This is a genomic window from Streptomyces sp. MA5143a (assembly GCF_900290235.1).
Taxonomy (GTDB): Bacteria; Actinomycetota; Actinomycetes; order Streptomycetales; family Streptomycetaceae; genus Streptomyces.
The window spans coordinates 76,018-98,984 of the sequence record NZ_OLMK01000037.1 but is presented as its reverse complement, the minus strand read 5'-3'; the positions used below and the strand labels follow the sequence as shown (position 1 = coordinate 98,984).

General features: G+C 71.4%; 17 protein-coding genes and 2 tRNA genes. 3 read left to right on the top strand and 16 right to left on the bottom strand.

Going from position 1 to position 22,967, the window contains the following annotated elements; genetic code table 11:
• Positions 1–295: 295 nt before the first annotated feature.
• The gene (lepA, locus tag SMA5143A_RS18910; RefSeq protein WP_107464086.1) at positions 296–2,164 is read right to left on the bottom strand and encodes a translation elongation factor 4; all 1,869 of its coding nucleotides are present in this window, start codon (positions 2,162–2,164) and stop codon (positions 296–298) included.
• A gap of 277 nt (positions 2,165–2,441) precedes the next feature.
• Between lepA and rpsT the strand changes: the two genes are divergently transcribed.
• Entirely contained in the window at positions 2,442–2,708 is a 267-nt protein-coding gene (rpsT, locus tag SMA5143A_RS18905; RefSeq protein WP_055515178.1) for a 30S ribosomal protein S20, read from the top strand.
• A 393-nt stretch (positions 2,709–3,101) separates the two neighbouring features.
• On the opposite strand, the gene holA is transcribed toward rpsT, so the two are convergent.
• The 8 genes from holA to leuS all read right to left on the bottom strand — a co-directional run bounded on the left by holA (position 3,102) and on the right by leuS (position 14,412).
• On the bottom strand, positions 3,102–4,088 hold the full coding sequence (holA, locus tag SMA5143A_RS18900) for a DNA polymerase III subunit delta (protein ID WP_181361924.1): 987 nt from the start codon (positions 4,086–4,088) through the stop codon (positions 3,102–3,104).
• A 36-nt stretch (positions 4,089–4,124) separates the two neighbouring features.
• Positions 4,125–4,370, bottom strand: a complete 246-nt coding sequence (locus SMA5143A_RS18895; protein WP_107464084.1) for a hypothetical protein — start codon at positions 4,368–4,370, stop codon at positions 4,125–4,127.
• A 104-nt stretch (positions 4,371–4,474) separates the two neighbouring features.
• Positions 4,475–5,284 (bottom strand): arylamine N-acetyltransferase family protein, encoded by an 810-nt coding sequence (locus tag SMA5143A_RS18890; protein ID WP_107464083.1) that lies wholly within the window; start codon positions 5,282–5,284, stop codon positions 4,475–4,477.
• A gap of 4 nt (positions 5,285–5,288) precedes the next feature.
• Positions 5,289–7,748 carry a ComEC/Rec2 family competence protein gene (locus tag SMA5143A_RS18885; RefSeq protein WP_441349506.1) on the bottom strand — a complete coding sequence of 820 codons (2,460 nt, stop codon included), beginning with the start codon at positions 7,746–7,748 and terminating at the stop codon, positions 5,289–5,291.
• Between the two features lie 443 nt (positions 7,749–8,191).
• Positions 8,192–8,932, bottom strand: coding sequence for a ComEA family DNA-binding protein (locus SMA5143A_RS44775; protein WP_375136510.1), 741 nt, complete (start codon positions 8,930–8,932; stop codon positions 8,192–8,194).
• Positions 8,933–9,700: 768 nt separating this feature from the next.
• Positions 9,701–10,546 (bottom strand): DegV family protein, encoded by an 846-nt coding sequence (locus SMA5143A_RS18870; protein WP_107464080.1) that lies wholly within the window; start codon positions 10,544–10,546, stop codon positions 9,701–9,703.
• An 87-nt stretch (positions 10,547–10,633) separates the two neighbouring features.
• Entirely contained in the window at positions 10,634–11,368 is a 735-nt protein-coding gene (locus tag SMA5143A_RS18865; RefSeq protein ID WP_181361923.1) for a hypothetical protein, read from the bottom strand.
• A 170-nt stretch (positions 11,369–11,538) separates the two neighbouring features.
• The gene (gene leuS / locus SMA5143A_RS18860; protein ID WP_107464078.1) at positions 11,539–14,412 is read right to left on the bottom strand and encodes a leucine--tRNA ligase; all 2,874 of its coding nucleotides are present in this window, start codon (positions 14,410–14,412) and stop codon (positions 11,539–11,541) included.
• Positions 14,413–14,845: 433 nt separating this feature from the next.
• On the opposite strand from leuS, the gene SMA5143A_RS18855 reads away from it, so the two are divergent.
• Entirely contained in the window at positions 14,846–16,228 is a 1,383-nt protein-coding gene (locus SMA5143A_RS18855) for a ferric reductase-like transmembrane domain-containing protein (RefSeq protein ID WP_258193604.1), read from the top strand.
• On the top strand, positions 16,225–17,841 hold the full coding sequence (locus SMA5143A_RS18850; protein WP_107464076.1) for an NADH-quinone oxidoreductase subunit NuoF family protein: 1,617 nt from the start codon (positions 16,225–16,227) through the stop codon (positions 17,839–17,841). Before SMA5143A_RS18855 ends, SMA5143A_RS18850 begins: the two co-directional genes overlap by 4 nt.
• A gap of 174 nt (positions 17,842–18,015) precedes the next feature.
• Here the strand turns inward: SMA5143A_RS18850 and SMA5143A_RS18845 are convergent.
• The 7 genes from SMA5143A_RS18845 to nadD form a co-directional block, all read right to left on the bottom strand.
• A tRNA-Ala gene (locus SMA5143A_RS18845) sits at positions 18,016–18,088 on the bottom strand.
• A gap of 147 nt (positions 18,089–18,235) precedes the next feature.
• Positions 18,236–18,469, bottom strand: coding sequence for a hypothetical protein (locus tag SMA5143A_RS18840; protein ID WP_005479297.1), 234 nt, complete (start codon positions 18,467–18,469; stop codon positions 18,236–18,238).
• 397 nt (positions 18,470–18,866) lie between these two features.
• Positions 18,867–18,939, bottom strand: a tRNA-Ala gene (locus tag SMA5143A_RS18835).
• Positions 18,940–19,071: 132 nt separating this feature from the next.
• Positions 19,072–19,740, bottom strand: a complete 669-nt coding sequence (locus tag SMA5143A_RS18830; protein WP_107464075.1) for a histidine phosphatase family protein — start codon at positions 19,738–19,740, stop codon at positions 19,072–19,074.
• Positions 19,737–20,183 (bottom strand): ribosome silencing factor, encoded by a 447-nt coding sequence (rsfS, locus tag SMA5143A_RS18825; protein ID WP_107464074.1) that lies wholly within the window; start codon positions 20,181–20,183, stop codon positions 19,737–19,739. The genes SMA5143A_RS18830 and rsfS overlap by 4 nt, the downstream gene beginning before the upstream one ends.
• 163 nt (positions 20,184–20,346) lie before the next feature.
• Positions 20,347–22,182, bottom strand: coding sequence for an LCP family protein (locus tag SMA5143A_RS18820; RefSeq protein ID WP_107464073.1), 1,836 nt, complete (start codon positions 22,180–22,182; stop codon positions 20,347–20,349).
• 16 nt (positions 22,183–22,198) lie between these two features.
• Positions 22,199–22,933: a nicotinate-nucleotide adenylyltransferase gene (gene nadD, locus SMA5143A_RS18815; RefSeq protein ID WP_107464072.1), complete on the bottom strand. Its 735-nt coding sequence runs from the start codon at positions 22,931–22,933 to the stop codon at positions 22,199–22,201.
• Positions 22,934–22,967: the final 34 nt, after the last annotated feature.

Here is a 22,967-nt window from a genome sequence, read left to right as displayed (position 1 = left end):
CCGGGGCCCGCGACAGTGCGGCAGGGTCAGCATGGACTGTGCGGCTGGCTCAAAGCGGCTGTTGTTTAACTCGCGAGTAACCATCGAGTGGTGATCAGGGTAGAGCGAGGTTGGCTGGTTCGTAAGGGGCGGCGGGCCGTCACTTTTCACCGAGAACGACCGTACGAGCACGCGGCCGCCGCGCCCCGAAGACATGCGGGCCCGCCGCGCCGAAACGCGACGGGCCCGCATCCTGCCCAAGTTTCCGGGGGTAACAACGGCTACCGCAGGCACCTGCGGAGATCCCCGCGGGTGGCTACTTCTTGCCCTTGGCTCCGCCGGCGCTGTCGTCACTGGACAGCACGGCGATGAAGGCCTCCTGCGGAACTTCCACAGAGCCCACCATCTTCATCCGCTTCTTGCCCTCCTTCTGCTTCTCCAGCAGCTTCCGCTTCCGGGAGATGTCACCGCCGTAGCACTTGGCGAGGACGTCCTTGCGGATGGCGCGGATGGTCTCGCGGGCGATGACCCGGGAGCCGATGGCGGCCTGGATCGGCACCTCGAAGGCCTGGCGCGGGATCAGCTCGCGCAGCTTGGCGACGAGCCGCACCCCGTACGCGTACGCGGCGTCCTTGTGGGTGATCGCGGAGAACGCGTCCACCTTGTCGCCGTGCAGCAGGATGTCGACCTTGACCAGGGAGGACGTCTGCTCGCCGGTGGGCTCGTAGTCCAGCGAGGCGTAGCCGCGGGTCTTCGACTTCAGCTGGTCGAAGAAATCGAAGACGATCTCCGCCAGGGGCAGCGTATAGCGGATCTCGACGCGGTCCTCGGAGAGGTAGTCCATGCCCAGCAGGGTGCCGCGCCGGGTCTGGCACAGCTCCATGATCGAGCCGATGAACTCGGTGGGCGCGAGGATCGTGGCGCGTACGACGGGCTCGTACACCTCGTTGATCTTGCCCTCGGGGAACTCGCTCGGGTTGGTGACGGTGTGCTCGGTGCCGTCCTCCATCACGACGCGGTAGACCACGTTCGGCGCGGTGGCGATCAGGTCGAGCCCGAACTCGCGCTCGAGCCGCTCGCGGATCACGTCGAGGTGCAGCAGCCCGAGGAAGCCGACACGGAAACCGAAGCCGAGCGCGGCGGACGTCTCCGGCTCGTAGACGAGCGCGGCGTCGTTGAGCTGGAGCTTGTCGAGGGCCTCGCGCAGCTCGGGGTAGTCGGAGCCGTCCAGCGGATACAGCCCGGAGAAGACCATGGGCTTGGGGTCCTTGTACCCGCCGAGGGCCTCGGTGGCGCCCTTCTGCTGGCTGGTGACGGTGTCACCGACCTTGGACTGGCGGACGTCCTTCACACCGGTGATGAGGTAGCCCACCTCACCGACGCCGAGGCCGTCGGCCCCCAGCATCTCGGGCGAGTTCGTACCGATCTCCAGCAGCTCGTGGGTGGCGCCCGTCGACATCATCCGGATGCGCTCACGCTTGTTGAGCTGCCCGTCGATGACCCGGACGTACGTGACCACGCCGCGGTACGAGTCATACACCGAGTCGAAGATCATCGCGCGGGCCGGGGCGTCCTTGACGCCGACCGGGGCGGGGACATCGGCGACGACCCTGTCGAGCAGCGCGTCGACCCCGACACCCGTCTTGGCGGAGACCCGCAGCACGTCGTCGGGGTCGCACCCGACGAGGTTGGCGAGCTCCTCGGCGAACTTCTCCGGCTGGGCGGCCGGCAGGTCGATCTTGTTGAGGACCGGGATGATCGTGAGGTCGTTCTCCATCGCCAGGTACAGGTTGGCGAGGGTCTGCGCCTCGATGCCCTGCGCGGCGTCCACGAGGAGGACGGTCCCCTCGCAGGCGGCCAGCGACCGTGACACCTCGTAGGTGAAGTCGACGTGCCCGGGGGTGTCGATCATGTTGAGGATGTGCGTGTTGCCCGGGTCGCCGGTCGGCGCCCAGGGCAGACGCACCGCCTGGGACTTGATCGTGATACCGCGCTCACGCTCGATGTCCATGCGGTCGAGGTACTGAGCACGCATCTGCCGCTGCTCGACCACACCGGTCAACTGGAGCATCCGGTCGGCGAGCGTGGACTTGCCGTGGTCGATGTGCGCGATGATGCAGAAATTGCGGATCAGAGCCGGGTCGGTACGGCTCGGCTCGGGCACATGGCTAGGGATCGCGGGCACGCAGGGTCCTGATTCTTGAGGCGTCCGCAGCCGTCTGCGGTCTCGGGTCGGATCTAGCGGGTCTGTACGAACGGGGTCTACCGGGTCTATGCGTAGGCTCCATGGTCCCACGGGCGCGGGGCTGGGGCGGGTTTGGGCCACTCGCGGAGCCACTGGTAGCCTGGGTGGCTGTGTCTCATGCCCTCTCTGCAGGAGGCACATCCCAAAGAAAACCAAAGGTGCCCGGGGTCCGCATGCCTGCGTGTCCTCGGTCGCCAGTAGCTGAGAAGGCTCATTCGTGGCGAACATCAAGTCCCAGATCAAGCGGAACAAGACCAACGAGAAGGCGCGCCTGCGCAACAAGGCCGTCAAGTCGTCGCTCAAGACCGCGATCCGCAAGGCCCGTGAGGCCGCTGCCGCGGGTGACGCCGAGAAGGCCACCGAGTACCAGCGCGCTGCCGCGCGTCAGCTCGACAAGGCCGTCTCGAAGGGCGTCATCCACAAGAACCAGGCCGCCAACAAGAAGTCGGCGCTTGCTTCCAAGGTCGCTTCCCTCAAGGGCTGAGCTTCACCTTTGATCTGACCGCCGGACGGACCCGTAGCGGGCCCTCTCTCATCCGCTCCCGCCCGGCACCCCCGGACCTGCACGCGGCCTGCGTTCGCCACGCGGGTGCAAGTCCACCATCGTGAAACGAAGACCCCGTGGCCCTCCCTTCCCCAGGGAGGGCCACGGGGTCTTCGCGTTGGGGGCTGGTGCGGGTCGTGCCGGTGCGCGCGTCGTGCCGGGCCGGGGCCCCGGGACACCCGGGAGCCGTGAGACGAGGGCCCTCAGCGCTCGGGGGCGCCGGGGCGCCGGGGCGCCGGGGCGCCGGGGCGCGGCGAACGCGCGAGAAGTCACAACGGCACGGCAGCGGGCACGCACGGCAGCGGGCGCCGCGCCCTGGCGAGGTCGGCGGACTCACCCCCGGCGGGAACGCGCCGCCCGGGCGATGGTCACGACCGCCTTCTCCAGCGCGTACTCGGGGTCGTCCCCGCCGCCCTTGACCCCGGCGTCGGCCTCGGCGACGGCCCGCATCGCGACGGCGACCCCTTCCGGTGTCCACCCCCGCATCTGCTGCCGCACCCGGTCGATCTTCCACGGCGGCATGCCCAGCTCCCGCGCCAGGTCCGCCGGCCTGCCGCCCCGCGCGGACGACAGCTTCCCGATCGCCCGGACACCCTGCGCCAGCGCGCTGGTGATCAACACCGGCGCCACCCCGGTGGACAGCGACCACCTGAGCGCCTCCAGCGCCTCCGCCGCCCGTCCCTCGACGGCCCGGTCGGCGACCTCGAAGCTCGACGCCTCGGCCCGACCCGTGTAGTACCGCCCGACCACGGCCTCGTCGATGGTCCCCTCGACATCGGCGACCAACTGCGACGCCGCCGAAGCCAGCTCCCGCAGATCGCTTCCGATCGCGTCGACCAGCGCCTGGCACGCCTCCGGTGTCGCGGACCGCCCGAGCGCGCGGAACTCCCCCCGCACGAACGCCAGCCGCTCCGCCGGCTTCGTCATCTTCGGGCAGGCCACCTCCCGCGCCCCCGCCTTGCGCGCCGCGTCCAGCAGCCCCTTGCCCTTGGCTCCGCCCGCGTGCAGCAGCACGAGGGTGATCTCCTCGGCCGGGGAGCCCAGGTACCCCTTCACGTCCTTGACGGTGTCGGCCGACAGGTCCTGCGCGTTGCGCACGACCACGACCTTCCGCTCGGCGAACAGCGAGGGACTCGTCAGCTCGGCGAGCGTGCCGGGCTGCAACTGGTCCGAGGTGAGGTCCCGCACATCTGTGTCGGCGTCGGCGGCCCTGGCGGCGGCCACCACCTCCTGCACGGCCCGGTCGAGCAGCAACTCCTCCTGCCCCACGGCGAGGGTGACAGAAGCGAGGGGATCATCGTGAGCGGTCTTCTTGGCCATCACGCACAGCATCCCACGGGGCACCGACAACGAGCCCTACGGCTCCTCACGCCACCCCTCCCACTCCCCCGCGAACTCGTCCAGCGCCACCGGATCGAGCCGCCCGTCCTCGTCGCGCAGCACCAGCAGCCACTGGGCGTCCTCCGCGTCGTCCTCCCCGGCCAGCGCGTCCCGCACCAGCTGGGGCTCCTCCTTCAGCCCGAACCGTTCCCCGAGGGCCTGCGCCGCCTCTTCCGCCGCGTCACGATCGGGCAGCACCAGCACATGTCTCACATCGCTCACGCCCCCATTTTCCGCGACCCGCCCACCGCCCACGCCGGGCACCCCACGCCGGGCATCCCATGCCCGGCGGTCCGCGCCCCACCCGGCCGGTGGCCGGGCCCGCGCTACTTCGCCCCGCGCACCTGCGGCACCCGCCCCAACTCCATCCCGAACCGCTCCCGGTACACCGCCAGGACCTCCTCGTCCGTCCCCAGCTCGGTCACCTCCTTCTCGCCCTCCCGGGACGTGACCGTGAGGGTGCGGCCACTGAGCGTCGTCCGTCCACCGTCGTCACCGAGCCGCGAGCAGATCACCGACCGGGTGAAGCGCGAGGCCGGCGAGGTGCTGTGCCACCAGGCCCCGGCCACGAAGTCCCCGAGCACCCGCGGCCGCACCTCCAGCCGGTACTGCGGCTTGCCGTCCCGCAGTACATCCAGGTCCCCGAACTCCCGCGCCCCGCTCTGCCGGTCCGCCTCCACCACCCGGAACGTGCCCGCCGGGTCCTCCTGCTCCCCTCTCCCCCCGAAGTCCAGCGGATAGTGGCTGTTCGACCCGAACCCCACATCGGCCAGCCAGTCACCCCCGTCCACCGTCCGCACCCGCAGCGCGAGATGGTCGTAGGGGATGCCCAGGCGCTTCTCGTCGCCGTGGACCCGTGCCGCGAGCAGCGTCACGTCGAAACCCAGCGCCGCGAGCATCGCCCCGAACAGCCCGTTCAGTTCGTAGCAGAAGCCGCCCCTGCGCTCCCCGACGATCTTGTCGAGCAGCCGCTTCTCCTCCAGCACGATCTCCTCCCCCAGGTGGATCGACAGGTTCTCGAACGGCACCGTCCGCAGATGGCGCAGGTGCAGTTCACGCAGTACGTCCACGGTGGGCCAGGCCGGGTGCTCGGCTCCGATGCGGCGAAGGTAGGTGTCCAGCTCTGCGGTATCCATGACCTCAGTCTCTCGCCACCCGCAGCTCCTCGGCCGTACCCGCGACGGCGATCGCGCCGTCCTCGTCCGTACGCAGCACCCTGGCGCCCCCGCCCCGCAGCGCCGCGACCGTGCTCGGCGCCGGGTGGCCGTAGGGGTTGTCGGCGCCCACCGAGATGAGCGCCAGCCGCGGCGCCATCGCCCGTATCAGGGTCGGGTCCTGGTAGGCCGAACCGTGGTGGGCGACCTTCACCACGTCCACCGCTGCCAGCTCCGCGACCGCCGGGGATCTCGACAGCTCCCGCTGCGCGGGCGGTTCGAGGTCGCCGAGCAGCAGCAGGGTCAGCCCGGCCGAGCGGACGAGCATGGTCACACTGGCGTCGTTCGGCCCGTCCGGGGTGGCCGCGTCGCCCGGCGGCCACAGCACCCGCCACGCGAGGCTCCCGGTACGCCGTTCCTGTCCGGCGACGGCGCGGGTCACCGGGATCCGCCGGGCCGCTGCCTCCCTGTGCACGAACTCGGCCTGGTCCGCGGGCTCCTGGAACCCCGTCGTCTCGATCGCCCCCACCGCCCGCCCCCGCAGCACACCCGGCAATCCGGCCACATGGTCGGCGTGGAAGTGGGTGAGCACCACGAGAGGGATCTCGGTGATGCCGAGGGCCGTCAGGCAGCGGTCCACCAGCACCGGGTCGGGGCCGGCGTCCACGACCACCCCTGTGCCGTCGCCCGCCGCCAGCACGGTCGCGTCACCCTGCCCCACGTCGCACATCACGAACCGCCAACCGGGCGGCGGCCATCCCGTGATCACCCTCGTCAGGGGCGGCGGCTGCACCACGGCCAGCAGGAACACCACCAGGCAGGCCCCCACCAGCCACGGGCGGCCCACCAGTCGCCGCCCGACGACCACCGCCACCACCGTGACGAGGGCCAGCAGTGCCGCGCCGGTCCAACTGCCCGGCCAGTCCACCCCCGCCCCCGGCAGGGACGCCCCCGTGCGTGCGATGTCCGCGATCCACCCGGCGGGCCAACTCGCGCACCAGGCGATGCACTCGGCCACGGACATCGCGACCGGCGCCGCCGCCAGCGTGGCGAACCCCAGCACCGTCGCCGGCGCCACGGCGAACTCCGCCAGCAGATTGCACGGCACCGCCACCAGGCTCACCTTCGCCGACAGCACCACCACGACCGGCGCGCACACCGCCTGCGCGGCCCCCGCCGCCGCCAGCGCCTCGGCCGGGCGGGACGGTACCCGACGCCGCTGGAGCGCCGCGCTCCACCGTGGGGCGAGCAGGAGCAACGCCCCGGTCGCCAGGACGGACAGCAGGAAGCCGTAACTCCGGGCGAGCCACGGGTCGTACAGCACCAGCAGCAGCACGGCCGTCGCCAGCGCGGGCACGAGCGATCTGCGGCGCCCCGTCACGATGGCCAGCAGCGCGATCGACCCGCAGGCCGCCGCCCGCACCACGCTCGGCTCCGGCCGGCACACGATCATGAAGCCGAGCGTCAGCGCACCGCCGACCAGCGCGGTCGCCCGCAGCGGAATCCCCAGCCGGGGCGCGAGCCCCCGCCGCTCCGCCCGCTGGGCGAGCCCCGGCGGGCCGATGAACAGGGCCAGCAGGATCGTGAAGTTGGCACCGCTGACCGCCAGGAGGTGAGTGAGGTCGGTCGCCTTGAACGCCTCGTCCAACTCGGCCGGGACCCGCGAGGTGTCCCCCACGACGAACCCCGGCAACAGCGCCCGCGCGTCCCCGTCCAGCCCGTCCGTCGCCTCGCGCAGCCCCTCCCGCAACCGCCCCGCGAACCGCTGTGCCGCGCTCGCCTCCTCCACCACCTCCGGGGGCCCGCCCCCTCGCACCCGTAGCACCGCAGCGACCCGGTCTCCCCCGGCCAGGGCAGGTACGGCCTGCGCGCGCACCCGCACCCGCGTCGACGGCAGCAGCGTGAGCCACGGCGAACGGCCCCTCTCTCCCGCCGACGACCGCCGTGCCAGGTCGACGATCACCAGCACCGGCGTCCGTGTGTCCACGACCGCCCCGTCCGGCCCCCTCACCCTCCGGACCTCGGCCTGGAGGAGCACGGCCGTCGGGGTGGCGTGGTTGCCGTTGATCCGCGGGCGGGTGAGCCGGGGGTCGGACGTCAGCTCGACCTCAGCGGTGACCGACGCGTACCGCTCGGCCAGCCGTGGAACCGGGCCACGCCGCAGATCCGCCCCGTGCAGCCCGGCGGAGACAGCCGAGGCGGCGACACAGAGCAACACCGCGGCCACGGACACCTTCGCCCCTGCGGAGCAGGACAACAGACGGGCAGGGCCCCGGCTCACCAGCGACTCGGGGCCCACCTGCGACTCGGGGCCCACCTGCGACTCGGGGCCCACCTGCGACTCGGGGCCGCCCCTCGGCTCCGGGCCCGCCCGTGGGTCCGGGCCCACCTGGGACTCCGGGCCGCCCACCCGGGGCTCCGGCGTCACTCGGCGTTCCGGCCTCATACGAGGCTGCCGCTCGGCCCAAGGTTCCGACCTCACGGGTGGCTGCCGCACGATCCGAGCTTCCGACCCCCCGCGAGGCTGCCGCACGATCCGAGCGTCCGGCCTCACACGTGCCTGCCGCCCGCCCCGCAGCGCCCGCCCGCGCCCTCGATGGGCCACGAGCAGCCCGAGCCCCACGACCAGGCTGACCACGACCACGCCGACGATCCACCCGGTCGAGGCGTGCACCATCAGCGCCGCCGTCCCCCACGCCGCCAGCGCCGGTGGCACGAGACGAAGGTCCGTCGGGCCCTCCTGTCTCGGATGGGCGACACCGAGCCGGTGCGCGGAGGCCGCGTGCACGTCCGGACGGCGGGGAGTCGCCCGCCCCACCCCGGTACGCGACTCGGCACGCGCCCCGACCCGCGCATCGGCGGGCACCGGTGCCCCTGTCTCCGGCGCGCTCATGGCCGTACGAGGTTCCGCAGGTCGGCGAAGCGGCGGTCACCGATGCCGTTCACCTCGCGCAGTTCGTCGACGGAGCGGAAGCCGCCGTGTTCGGTGCGGTAGGCGATGATGTGCTGCGCGAGGACGGGACCCACTCCGGGCAGCGTGTCGAGTTGCTCCGCGGTGGCGGTGTTGAGCGAGACCGGCGCCGCGGGGCCCGCTCCGGCCACCGTTCCCCCGGACCCAGCCCCGGATCCGGCCGCGCCGACACCACCCGCCCCCGAGCCGGCACCCGCGCCCGCACCCGCCCCTGTCGCCGCTGCCGGACCGCCGACCAGGACCTGCTCCCCGTCGACGAGGAGGCGGGCGCGGTTCAGCCCGTCGGTGTTCGCACCCGGCCGCACTCCGCCCGCGGCCCGTAGCGCGTCGGCCACACGGGAGCCGGCGGGCAGCCGTTGGATGCCGGGGCGGCGGACCTTACCGCTGACGTCGACGACGATCGAGGGGCCGGCCGTGGGCGCACCGGCTCCGGTAGGAACCCCCGCTCCCTCCGCCGGACCACCGCCGTCCTCACCGAACGACGCCGCCGGGGCCGACGCAGCCGACGGGGCTCCCGCCCGCACCACCTCGGGTGCGCTGACCGGTTGGGTCCGGCCGGCCCAGAAGTGCTGCCCCGCGAACACCGCGGCGACGACCAGCACGACGCTCAGCGCGACCACGTTCTTGCGCTCGATGCCGCACCGGGCCTGCAACCACAACGGCAACCGCTCCCGAACAGCCGGCCCCACCCGATCCCGCCAGCCGTCCCTCACGCCTCCGCCGAGGGCATCACCACCACCGTCGCCAGGGTCCACGCCACCGCCCCGGCCGACGCCACCACCGCTGTCGAAGCCGTCACCGTTGCGAAGGTCCTCACCACGGCCAAGGTCACCATCGCGGCGGACGCCACCTCCACGGGCAACATCATCCCCACGCCGGGCACGCCCGGTCCTGCTGCCTCCACCCCAGGCATCCCCGTCCCCGGCGTCCCCGACGTCATCCCCCTCCGCACCCCAGGCATCCTCATCCCCCGCATGCCCAGCACCGGAATCCCGAGCCCCGGCGTCCCCGGCCTCCACAGCCGCCGTCCCACCCCTCCGCCCACCCGGCGGCTGCCCCAACTCCCGTGGCTCAGCGGCGCTCTCCGGGAACAGCGCCTCCGCGCGCAGCCTCAGCGTCTCCGCGGTGGCCCGGTGGCGGCCGGCACGGCCCCTCGGCCGCCGGGGGCGGTCGCGTGCGCGGCCGTCGGAGGACGGACCCCGCCCCGGCCCACTCGTGACTGTCGCTGTACGTGAACGTGATCGAAGTGCCATGCGACGAGGATGGGCCAAGCCCGCACATCCACGAGGATCTTGCTCAATTCCGGTGGATTACTCCCTGGTTGTGGATAACTCAGTCACCCACACGAGCGACAAGCCACACCGAAAGCGGCAACCCACCGCCCATGAGCCGCCACCCACCACCCCTCAGCCGCCACCCGCCACCCCTCACCGAGGAGAGACAACCGCCGCCAGCAACCCCGGCCCCGTGTGCGCCCCGATGACCGCTCCGACCTCGCTCACATGCAGATCGGCGAGCCCCGCAACGCGCTCCCGGAGCCGCTCCGCGAGCGCCGACGCCCGCTCGGGCGCGGCGAGATGGTGGACAGCGATGTCGACCGGCGCGGCACCGGCCCGCTCGGCGACGATCTCCTCCAGGCGGGCGATCGCCCTGGAGGCCGTGCGCACCTTCTCCAGCGGCTCGATGCGGCCGCCGTCCAGCTGCAGCAGCGGCTTCACCGCGAGCGCCGAGCCGAACAGGGCCTGCGCCGCGCCGATCCGGCCGCCCCGGCGCAGATAGTCGAGGGTGTCGACGTAGAAGAACGCGGACGTACCCGCCGCCCGCTTCTCGGCGGCCGTGACGGCCTCGTCGACCGTGCCGCCCGCCTCCGCGGCCTCGGCGGCGGCCAGCGCGCAGAATCCGAGGGCCATCGCGACCATTCCGGTGTCCACGACGCGCACCGGCACGGGTGCCTCGCGCGCCGCGAGCACGGCGGCGTCGTACGTGCCCGAGAACTCGGCGGACAGGTGGAGCGAGACGATGCCCGTGGCGCCCGCCTCGGCCACCTTGCGGTAGGTCTCCGCGAACAGCTCGGGACTGGGGCGGGAGGTGGTGACGGATCGTCGCTTCTGCAGTGCCTGGGCCAGGGAGCGGGCCGAGATCTCGGTGCCCTCCTCGAGCGCCTGGTCGCCGAGGACCACGGTCAACGGCACCGCGATGATGTCGTGACGCTCCATCGTCTGCGGCGGCAGATAGGCCGTGGAATCGGTGACGATCGCGACATGGCGGGACATGAGCTGGAGGTTACCCGCCAAGTCCCGTCGACGGCAGCCCGGCCCCACCGGCCGCCTCGCCACCGCGTCGGGCCGCTCCGCACCTCATCAAGTCGTGCTCTCCGGGCGCGGCTTCTTCTGCCATGGATATGTCGGGCGCGGTCCCGGCGGGGTGATCGCCGGCCGGGACGGCTCCTCGGTGGTGCGGGCCCCGGTGCTCTCCTGCCACTTCTGCCCGCCGGAGGCGGTCGGCTCGGGCTTCGGTGCCTCGGGCCAGACGTGCGCGGGCTCGGACGGATCGGTCGTCCAGTGCCGCAGCGCGCCCGCCTCGACGTCGATCTGGGCGCTGAGCGTCTCCAGGTCGTCCTCGGCGAACTTGCGGGCCCGGTCGTGCGCCGCCCAGCGCAGGGCGTCGGCCGACTTGATGATCTTCTCCGTGCGGGTGCGCAGATCGGGCAGCCGTTGGACCAACTTCGCGCGGTCCGGCTCGGGTTCCAACCGCCTGAGCTCGTCGTCCAGCTCACGGCCGTGCCTGCTGAGCTGCTGGAACAGGGCGAGGGACTCCTTCAGGGACTCGTCCTCGCCGACGCCCGCCTGGAGCGCCTCCTGGGTGGCCCGCATCGAGGTGCGCAACCTCAGGCGCAGGTCCGCGAGTTGGCCGACGGGGCCGGGCTGGGCGAGGCTCCTGGCGCGCAGGGTGGTGTCCTCGACCGTCCGCTTGGCCTGGGTGATCGTGCGGTCCACGCCGCGCTTGGCCGCGCCGACCGCCTTCACCGTGGCGTACGCGCCCAGCACCACGCACAGCACGAAGAGCAGGGCGACGATTGCGATCACGGCTTCCACGGCGCGCTCCTCCTTCGACCGGCACGCCACATACTGCGGCGCTCTTCCACGGTAAACGCAACGGGCAGGTCCACAGTTCCAGCAGAACCCCGAACCTGCCCGTAGGGGATCACCCCGTGCGACCACACGACAACCGCACGGCCCCGCCCCCAGCCCGGGCCCGACCAGCCCTAGACGACGATGTTCACCAGCTTCGGCGCACGCACGATCACCTTGCGGATCGGTGCCCCGGCCAGCGCCGCGACCACCTTCTCGTCGGCCAGGGCCACCTTCTCCAGCTCCTCCTCGGAGATGGCCGGCGGAACCTCCAGGCGGGCCTTGACCTTGCCCTTGATCTGGACGACGCAGGTGACGGCCTCGTCCACGACGTACGCCTGGTCGGCGACCGGGAAGTCCTGGTGGACGACGGTGTCGCCGTGGCCCAGCTTGCGCCACAGCTCCTCGGCGATGTGCGGGGCCAGCGGCGCGACCAGCAGGACCAGCGCCTCGGCGACGGACCGCGAGACGGGACCGCCCGCCTTGGTCAGGTGGTTGTTCAGCTCGGTGACCTTGGCGATCGCCGTGTTGAAGCGCAGGCCCTCCAGGTCCTGGCGCACCCCGTCGATCGCCTTGTGCAGCGCCCGCAGCGTGTCCTCGCCGGGCTCGGCGTCGACGACCGTGACCTCACCGGTCGCCTCGTCGACGATGTTGCGCCACAGCCGCTGCAACAGCCGGAACTGGCCCACCACCGCGCGCGTGTCCCACGGCCGGGAGACATCCAGCGGGCCCATCGCCATCTCGTACAGACGCAGGGTGTCGGCGCCGTACTCCTCGCAGATGGATTCAGGGGTGACCGCGTTCTTCAGGGACTTGCCCATCTTGCCCAGCAGACGGCTGACCTGCTCGCCCTCGTAGTAGAAGGCGCCGTCGCGCTCCTCCACCTCGGCGGCGGGCACCGCGAAGCCACGGCTGTCGCGGTAGACGAACGCCTGGATCATGCCCTGGTTGAACAGCTTGTGGAACGGCTCGGCGGACGAGACGTACCCCAGGTCGTACAGGACCTTGGACCAGAAGCGCGCGTACAGCAGGTGCAGCACGGCGTGCTCGGCGCCGCCGACGTACAGGTCGACACCGCCGTGCGGCCGGTCCTCGCCCGGGCCCATCCAGTAGCGCTCGATCTCGGGGTCGACCATCTGCCGGTCGTTGTGCGGGTCCAGGTAGCGCAGCTCGTACCAGCAGGAACCGGCCCAGTTGGGCATGGTGTTGGTCTCGCGCCGGTACTTCTTCGGCCCGTCGCCCAGGTCCAGCGTGACGTCGACCCACTCCTCGTTCCGCGACAGCGGAGTCTCGGGCTGGGTGTCGGCGTCGTCCGGGTCGAAGGTGCGGGGCGAGTAGTCCTCGACCTCGGGCAGCTCCAGCGGCAGCATCGACTGCGGCAGGGAGTGGGCGACGCCGTCCTCGTCGTAGACGATCGGGAAGGGCTCGCCCCAGTAGCGCTGGCGGCTGAACAGCCAGTCGCGCAGACGGAAGTTGACGGTGCCCTCGCCGATGCCGGACCGCTCCAGCCACTCGGTGACGCGCGCCTTGGCCTCGACGACGCCCAGGCCGTCCAGGGAGACGCCCGCACCGGTGGAGTTGACGATCGTCGCGTCGTACGAGACGAAGGCGTCGTCCCACGCCGACGTGTCCGTGCCCCGGTCGTCCGTCGGTTCGACGACGCAGATGATCGGCAGCTCGAAGGCGCGCGCGAACGCGAAGTCACGCACGTCGTGCGCCGGGACGGCCATGATGGCGCCGGTGCCGTAGCCCATCAGCACGTAGTCGGCGATGAAGACGGGGATCTTCTCGCCGTTGACGGGGTTGGTGGCGTAGGAGCCGGTGAAGACGCCCGTCTTGTCCTTGGCCTCGGCCTGCCGCTCGACGTCGGACTTCGAGGCGGCCTGGGCTCGGTAGGCGGAGACGGCCTCGGCGGGGGTGGCGTGCCCGCCGGTCCACACGTCGTGGGTGCCCTCGGGCCAGGCGGCCGGGGTGAACTTGTCGACCAGCGGGTGCTCGGGGGCCAGCACCATGTAGCTCGCGCCGAACAGTGTGTCGGGACGCGTGGTGAAGACGGTGATGTGCTCGCCGTCGATCGGGAAGTCGACGCGGGCGCCCTCGGAGCGGCCGATCCAGTTGCGCTGCTGCAGCTTGATGGCCTCGGGCCAGTCCAGCGCCTCCAGGTCCTCCAGCAGACGGTCGGCGTAGGCCGTGATCCGCATGTTCCACTGGCGCAGCTTGGCCTTGAAGACGGGGAAGTTGCCGCGCTCGGAGCGGCCGTCGGCGGTGACCTCCTCGTTGGCCAGGACGGTGCCCAGGCCGGGGCACCAGTTCACGGGCGCGTCGGAGGCGTAGGCCAGGCGGTACTCGCCCAGGACGTCGGCGCGTTCGACGGCGCTCAGCGCGTTCCAGGAGCGCCCGCCGGGCACGGCGCGCTCACCCGACTCGAACTGGGCGACCAGTTCGGCGATGGGGCGGGCCTTCCTCGCCTCGTCGTCGTACCAGGAGTTGAAGATCTGCAGGAAGATCCACTGGGTCCACTTGTAGTAGTCCGGGTCGATCGTGGCGAACGACCGGCGCTTGTCGTGGCCCAGGCCCAGCCGGCGCAGCTGGGACTTCATGTTGGTGATGGCGGCCTCGGTGGTGACCCGGGGGTGCTCGCCGGTGGCCACGGCGTGCTGCTCGGCGGGCAGGCCGAACGCGTCGAAGCCCAGGGTGTGCAGGACGTTGTGGCCGGTCATCCGCTGGTAGCGGGCGAAGACGTCGGTGGCGATGTACCCCAGCGGGTGACCGACGTGCAGGCCCGCACCGGAGGGGTACGGGAACATGTCCATGATGAACTTCTTGGGGCGGGCGGCCAGCTCCGGGTCGCCCGCCAGGTCGCCCTTGGGGTTCGGTGCCGCGTAGGTGCCCTCGGCGTCCCAGAAGTCCTGCCAGCGTGCCTCGATCTCGGCCGCGACGGCGGCCGTGTAGCGGTGCGGCGCGGTATCCACCGACGCTCCTGCGGCAGCGGGGTTCGTCTCGCTCATGATCCTCAAAGCTCCATCGATCGTCTCTGCCAGCGGTGGGTTCGTCCGGAAACGAAAAATCCCCTCGCACAGGAGGGGACGCCGCGCCGATTCCGACCACGCCGTTCATCGGCGGTCGGGACTGATCAGCGCGGCTCGCTAAGCAGAAGGCGTACGGCACGCATGGGCTCAGGGTACCCCAGGGTCCCCAGCCGTCGCGACGAGGTTCCGGGCCGTCACAGGACAGGACCAGCGGTGTGTCAGCCACAGGATCCGGCCAAAAAAGTTGAACAAAGTTCAAATCTTACTTCGCGTAACAACCACTAAGGGACATCACCGATGTGAGATTGGCCCTTGATAACAGCGCAATAACTCAAACCACCTACTGCTCGGTTTGGCACCACTTACAGTTCGACGACGGGACCGCTTTCCCGAACTGTTCGGAGTTGCCCCCATGAACCCTCGTCGCAGTAACAGCACGCTGCCCCAGACCGGCCGTTCGGCCTACGGGATCGCGACCGCTGCCGCTCTGCTGCTGATACCCGTAAGTGTGCTGGTCGGAGGTGACGCCTACCGTGAGTTCCTCGACTTCGGCGCCGGCGTCCTCTCGCTGGTGTCGCTGACCCTGTCGGTGCTCTGGGGACTCGTCGCCCAGGACCGCACCCTGCTCAGCGTGCGCCAGCGGATCATCGGCCAGGCCGTCCACCGGACGACCGCCATCGCGTCGGTCGCGTTCCTCGTCCTCCACGTCACCGTCAAGCTGGCGCTGGACCACGTCTCCGCGATCGCCCTGTTCCCCTTCGCGCTCGGCGTGACGGGTACGGGCGCGCTCATCGGCTTCGGTGCGACCGCCGCATCCCTGATGATCTTCGTCGCCGTCACCGGCGCACTGCGCAGCAACTTCGCCTCCCCGGCGGAGACCGCGGCGCGCTGGCGGGCGATGCACATGCTGGCCTACGCGGCCTGGTGTTTCGCTCTCGTGCACGGACTCTACGCGGGTCGCGAAGCCAAGCCGATCTTCATCACGCTCTACTCGCTGGGCCTGGCCGCAGTGGCCGCGGCGCTGCTGCTGCGGGCGGCCCCCCGTTCGGTCAAGCGGCAGTTCGTGGAGCGCATCACGGCCGTCCTGGGCACCGACGGCCAGCGTCCCCCCGAGGTCGACGAGCTCGTCAAGTCCCGGGCCGCCCGCCAGGACCCGGGCGGGCGCCGTGAGGAGCCGGGCGGGCGCCGTGAGGACGGACCGCGCGACTCCCGGCAGCGGGACACCGGGCAGTTCCCCCTGCCGGGCTTCGGCGGCCAGGCCCCGGGCCCCGCGCTGGGCGACAGCCTCGTGCCCCCGCCCCGCACGGGCGCGTCGGCCGACGGCCCCGGTTTCGCGGCGGCCTACCGCGCCGTGTCGATGACACCGCGCTCCCCGGAGCCGACCGCGCCCTACCTGACCCAGCAGCAGCCCCCGCTGGACATGCAGCCCACGCAGGCCATGCCCCGTCTGGACGACGGTCCGGCCACGGGCACGCGCTGGCCGTCCCCGTCCCCGCCGCCGGTCGGCGAGGCGCCCCCGTCGTCGTACGACCCCATGCAGGACACCTTCGCCGGGCAGCCCCTGGGCGGCCAGACCCTCGGCGGCCAGGCATACCCGGGCCAGACGTACCAGGGTGAGGCGTACCCCACGGGGGTTCCGGAAAGTTCCTACGGAACCGCTGAGACGAACGCCCCCTACGGCACGTACAACCCGAACGACACGTACAACAGCGGTCCCGCCACTGAAACGCTGCCCGGGTACGACCAGCCGGGCTCAGGCGAACCCTGGAACGCGCCTTCCGGAGGCTTTAAGTGAACGAGGCCCTTCCCGACGTCCCCGAAGTCCGTGTGGTGGGGCTCCCCCAGCTCACCTCGGGCTTCGACCTCGTCGAGAGACTCGATCTCCCCATGCACCTGAAGGTGCACGGTCCGCTCGAACCCATGGGCGGGGAGCAGTTGGCCCAGCTCTCCGAGCGGATCAATCTGAAGGGCAGGGGCGGCGCGGGCTTCCCGTTCCACAAGAAGCTGCGCTCGGTCGCCGAGTCGGCGATCAAGCGCGGCATCCGGCCGGTCGTGGTCGTCAACGGCAGTGAGGACGAACCCGCCTGCCGCAAGGACACGGTGCTGATCAACCGTGCCCCGCACCTCATCCTGGACGGCGCCCTGCTGGTCGCGGAGGCCCTCGGCGCCCGTCAGCTGGTCATCGGGGTGACACGTGAATCCACCCAGCGGTCCATGGAGGCCGCCCTCGCCGAGCGCGGCCTCGGCAACCGGCGCGGCGCGGCCATCCGCGCGAGCGTGCAGCGCAATCCGGTCCGCATGGTCACGGGCGCGGCCGCCTCGCTGATCCGTTCCATCGACGGGGGCCCGGCGATCCCGCCCGGCCGTAAGACCAGCGCGTCCAAGAGCGGTGTCGGAGGCGCGCCGACGCTGCTCTCGAACGCGGAGACCTTCGCCCAGCTCGCCATCGGCGCCCGCATCGGCGCCGAGCGGTACGCCAACACCGGCCTGTACGACGAGCCGGGCACCGTCATGCTCACCGTCTCCGGCGCGGTCGCCCGGCCCATGGTGATCGAGGCACCGACCGGCGTGCCGCTGCGCTACATCCTGCAGCTCGCCGGCGCGCCGCCGGTCCCGCAGGGTGTGCTGACGGGCGGCTACCACGGCAAGTGGATCGACGCGGCGACGGTCAACGAGGCGGTCGTCTCCCGCAACTCCCTGGACGCGGTGGGCGGTGCGCTCGGCGCGGGCGCGATCCTGCCGATCAGCCAGGACACCTGCCCGCTCGGCGAGTCGCTCCAGGTCGCCAAGTGGCTCGCCGAGGAGAGCGCGGGACAGTGCGGTCCCTGCTACCTCGGTCTGCCGGCCGCCGCGCGCGGCATGGAGGACATCCTCAACGGCGGCGGACCGGCCGCCCTGGAGGCACTCAAGCAGGTCGCCAAGAACGTCAAGCGGCGCGGAGCGTGCTCGCACCCCGACGGCTCCGCGATGTTCCTGGAGTCGACCATCAAGGCCTTCACCGACGACCTCGCCGCGCATGTCCTCGGCAACGGCTGCGGGCGGCCCGTGGAAGGTGTCCTGCCGCTGTTCGAGGGCGGCAGGGGGCCCACGGGCCTCCCGGGCGGCGCGGCTCAGGAGGAGTCCGGCGCGAGCCGCCAGAAGATCTTCGTCGACTGGACGCTGTGCCGGGGGCACGGCCTGTGCGCCGACATCCTCCCGGAGGTCTTCCAGCTGGGCGCCGACGGCTTCCCCACAGTCGCCCAGGCGAAGGTCCCGCAGTACGCCGAGGCGAAGGCACTGCGTGCGGTGCGGCGCTGCCCGGCGCTGGCCCTGCGCATCGAGGAGGACACCCGGGGCAACGCCCCGTCCCGCAACCTCCCGGTCCTCTCCCAGGGCCGTGGCCGCCGGGCTCTGGGCAGCGGCCGCTGAGACCCCGCTGAAGCGACGCGAGGGCGGGCCACCCGTTACGGGGCGGCCCGCCCTTTTCCGTCCCCCTGGCCGCCGTCACAGGCGCTCTCAGGCCCTGTCGCACGGTCGGCGGCCGGCCCCCGAAACACCGTCAACAACGCGAAGACCCCGTCCACTTGGACGGGGTCTTTTCTGTGGAGCTAAGGAGAATTGAACTCCTGACCTCCTGCATGCCATGCAGGCGCTCTACCAACTGAGCTATAGCCCCTTGCTGTTTCCGCCGGGTTCCCCCGGCGACATCGCCAACTTTACCGGTCCCCGCGCCGACCACCAAATCCTTTCCGAGCGGCGCACCTTATGGGCGATTTCAGCGCATTACGCCCGTTGTTGGGGCGTCGCGTTGACACCTGGCCGCTCAGGCGGTCACGAACGAGTAGAAACGCTTGAGCGTGCAGTGCTCCTCGAGGAGCCGGCCGTAGATCGGCTCGCCCTCGAGCTCGCGGTACGTCTCGATGGGGTCGCCTTTTATGATCAGCGCCCGTGCGCATTCCTCGCACCAGTACTGGTAGTCGGCGTTGACGGGTTCCATGTCGCGGACGATCGGGGTGCCGCTGCCGCACCAGTCGCATTTCCTCCTGTGTGCGCCCATCGATCAGCTCCAGCTGTGGCCGCAGGCCGTGCACACGTAGGAAATACCTCCGTTGTCACCGAGTACTTGGGCAACGTGGAGCGAGCCGCAGGAAGGGCACAGGAGGGTGGTCTTGCTCCGCATCATCACAGCGGCGGGAAGGTCGTGGACCTTCCCGCGGATGCTCGCAGGCATCGCTTCTCCCTCCCGTCGGGCCGCGCCCCCTTCCGGCCGTTTGATTCTGCCACGGCCGGACCAATACGGTCAGCGACGCCTTCGTACCAGTCCGGACACGCGACAGGAAAGAAGGTCGTCCGCAGAGGTATACGCCCGTGGGGCGCCCCGCGCTCAAGGAGGTCACGGATCTCACACGAAAAATCCCGTCCCCTGCCGGGAACGGGATCTTCTGTCCGATGTGTGGAGCTAAGGAGAATTGAACTCCTGACCTCCTGCATGCCATGCAGGCGCTCTACCAACTGAGCTATAGCCCCTTGCCCCATGCGGCCGAAGCCGTATGGTGTTTCGCCCCGCTCGGCGGGGCGAACAAGAAGAACTTTAGCCTGCGACCTGCCGGAAAGTGAAATCCGGGCCGCGGCCCCGCCGCCGGGGCCCCGCGCGGCCGCTCAGTCGTCGTCGCCGAGCACCGGCTCCGGGAGGGTGCCGGCGTTGTGCTCCAGCAGACGCCAGCCACGGACGCCCTCGCCGAGGACGGACCAGCAGCAGTTGGAGAGGCCGCCGAGGCTCTCCCAGTACTGCGGCTCCAGGCCGAGCAGGCGGCCGATGGTGGTGCGGATGGTGCCGCCGTGGCTGGTGACCACGAGGGTGCCGTTCTCCGGGAGCTTGTCGGCGTGCCGGAGCACCACGGGGGCGGCACGGTCGGCGACCTCGGTCTCCAGTTCACCGCCGCCGCGACGGACCGCCTCGCCGCGCTTCCACGCGCCGTACTCCTCGCCGTACCGGGCGATGATCTCGTCGTGCGTGAGGCCCTGCCAGACACCCGCGTACGTCTCCCGCAGGCCCTCGTCGTGCGAGACCTCCAGGCCGGTCAGAGCGGCCAGCTCGGCGGCCGTCCGCGCGGCGCGCTGGAGGTCGGAGGCGACGATCGCGTCCGGTTTGAGGGAGGCGAGCAGCCGGGCGGCGCGGCGGGCCTGGCCGAGGCCGGTCTCGGTGAGCTCGACGTCGGTGGTGCCCTGGAAGCGGCGCTCCACGTTCCACGAGGTCTGGCCGTGCCGCCACAGGATGATCCGGCGCCCGCGACCCTTGCGGTCGGCCGGGTCGGCCCCCGGGGTCATCGCAGTTCCCCGCCCAGCTCGGCGGCCTCCTCGGCGGCCTGCAGCTTCGCGTGCTCCGCGGCCTTGCCCTTGGTGGCCTGCGCGTCGGCGGGCAGGTCCAGCTCGGGGCAGTCCTTCCAGAGCCGCTCCAGGGCGTAGAAGACGCGCTCCTCGCTGTGCTGGACGTGCACGACGATGTCGACGTAGTCCAGCAGCACCCAGCGGGCCTCGCGGTCCCCCTCACGGCGGACCGGCTTGGCGCCGAGCTCCTTGTTCAGCCGCTCCTCGATCTCGTCGACGATCGACTTGACCTGGCGGTCGTTGGGCGCGGAGGCGAGCAGGAAGGCGTCCGTGATGGAGAGCACATCGCTGACGTCGTACGCGATGATGTCGTGCGCGAGCTTGTCGGCGGCCGCCTGTGCGGCGGTGTGGATGAGCTCGATGGAGCGGTCGGTGGCGGTCACTACATGGCTTTCCGTAGGCGGTCAGGAACCCTCACGGGCTACCACAAGGGTCTCATGTACCGCCGACACAGCCCCACGGGTTAAGCGATCAGGCCCCGGAGCACCGCCGTCGAAGCGGCTCCGGGGCCTGATCGCGATCACTGCCGATCCGAGGGGGTGACGGTCAGCCGGTGGTCCCGCTCGTACCCGTCGTACTCGTGGCACCCGTGGTGCCGGTCGTACCCGTGCTACCCGCGCCCGTGGTCCCCGTCGTACCCGTGGTGCCGCCCGTGCCCGGCGGGTCCGTCGTCTCGTAGTTCCGGCCGAGGACGACGGTGACGTCGGCGTTGGACGTGGTCTCGCCCTTCTTCACGGCGCTCGCGGGAAGGCCGAGGGTCTTGGCGACCTCGACGGCGTCCTGTTTGCGGGCCGCGTCGGAGTAGAGCACCCGGGAGGTGGCCTCGGCGGTGCCGACGGTGCCGGCGTCCAGGAAGGTGTAGCCGCCGTTGAGCAGGACCACACGGGCCTGTTCGGTGGCGTCCTTGTCGCCGGTGGCGTTGCGGATGCCGACGCGGAGAGTGTCCCCGGCCTCGGGGCTCCTGGCGGTGCCGCCGAGCAGGTTCCGGACCACGCTGTCGGAGTCCTCGGCGCTGAGGGTGCCGTCCTGCTGGACGGGGAGCAGCTCGGACGTGTAGTCGCCGCCCTTGGCGCGGTCGGCGAGCCCCGCGAGGAACGCGCCGAGGTCCTTCTCGCCGAGCGAGGGGTCGAGGATCTGACCGAGGGTCTGCACGGTGACCGTGGCCGCCTGGGCGTCGGAGGACAGCTTGCGCAGCACGCCCTGCATGACCTGCCCGAACCGCTTCAGCTGGGCGTCCTGCGACTCGCCGGAGGCCCGGTAGGTGGCGTAGGCGACGGCCATCTTGCCGCTGAGCGTCTGGTTCTCGCCCTTGGTGACGAGGGGCGCCTCGCCCTTCTTCTTCGCCTCCGGGTCCGGTACCGAGACGTCGGTGTCGAGGTCGATGTTGCCGACGAGTTCGACGAGGTTGCTCAGGAAGGGGGTGTCCAGGCGCCAGGTGCCCTCGATGTCGGTGCCGAGGACGGTGTCGAGTTCCTCGCGGGTGCCGGCGGAGCCGTCGTCCTCGACGGACTTGGCGAGGGTGGTCGTGGTGCCGTCGTCGCCGGTCAGGGCGAGGGAGTTGGGCAGCAGGACGGTCGCCCCCCGTTTGGTGGTGGTGTTGTCGACGAGCAGCGCCGTGGAGGTGCCGCCCTTCTTGGTGTCGTGCAGGTGGACGGCGATGACGTCGCGCTTCTGGGCGCCCGCGGCGGTGGTCGTGCCGGTCTTCTGGTCGGCGGAGGAGCCGGGCAGCACGCCCGCGAACCAGAGATAGCCGACGCCGCCGACCGCGACCAGCGCCAGCACGACCACGAGGGCGATCATGCGGCTCTTGGCGCGCCGCTTGGCCTCCTCACGGCGCTCGGTGCGGTTCTCGGTGAAGTTCAGCCAGTCGATGACGTCCTCGGAGTCGCCGTCGGGCTGGTCGACGAAGGCGAACTGCTCGGTGCGGTACTCCGGGTCGCCGGTCTCCGCGCCGGCCTCGGGACCGCCGTCCTCGGTGGTCTCCTGCGGGCCCGTCTGGTGCGGGATGAGGGCCGTCTGCTCGGCGACCGGGGCCTGATGGCCGGTGACCGCGGTCTGCCCGTACGGGTCGTAGGGGTCGTACGCGGGTGCCGGTGCCTGCTGGCCCGTGTCGTAGGCGGTGCCGTAGCCCTGGGTGGGCTGCTGCTGGACCTGGCCGGTCGCGTACGGGTCGTACCCGTAGCCCTGGCCGTAACCACCTTGTCCGTGGTTCTGGCCGTAACCCTGACCGTAGCCCTGCTGCTGCCCGTAGGGGTCGTACGTCTGTTGCTGAGGCACCTGCTGGGTGGGCGCCTGTCGGTACACCGGCTGTCCGAACTCGTCGTAGCCGACGAGTTCGTACGGCTGGTCGCCCCCGTGGCCAGCGTCGTATCGGTCGTTCACCGGTGCCCCTCTCGGCTCACTCGCCGCGGTACAGCTGCCGCTTGTCGATGTAGCGCACCACTCCGTCCGGCACCAGATACCAGACGGGGTCGCCCTTGGCGACCCTCGCACGGCAGTCGGTGGACGAGATGGCGAGCGCCGGAACCTCAACGAGCGTGACCCCGCCCGCGGGCAGGCCGGGGTCGGCCAAAGTGTGGCCGGGACGGGTGACCCCGATGAAGTGCGCGAGGGAGAACAGCTCCTCGGCGTCGCGCCAGGTGAGGATCTGGCCGAGCGCGTCGGCGCCCGTGATGAAGAAGAGGTCCGTGTCCGGGTTGAGTTCGTGCAGCTCGCGCAGGGTGTCGATGGTGTACGTGGGGCCCTTGCGGTCGACGTCGATGCGGCTGACGGAGAACTGGGGGTTCTCGGCCGTCGCGATGACCGTCATCAGGTACCGGTCCTCGGCGGCCGACACCGTGCGGTGGGACTTCTGCCAGGGCTGGCCGGTCGGTACGAACACGACCTCGTCGAGACCGAACTGCGCGGCGACCTCCTGGGCCGCGACGAGGTGCCCGTGGTGGATCGGGTCGAACGTCCCGCCCATGACGCCGAGGCGCCTGCGCCCCGGCTTCGGCCTCGCGTTCGACTCCGTGTTCGACGGGGTGTTCTCCGGTGCCGTGCCGGTGCTGCCGGCCCGGCCGCCGGTGGTCTCGTGCGCCTGGTCGTTCGCCGTGTCGTGCTCCGGACCGGTAGGCGGTTCCTGCTCTCCCATGCGTCGAGACACTACCGGCCCGGCGGACACACTC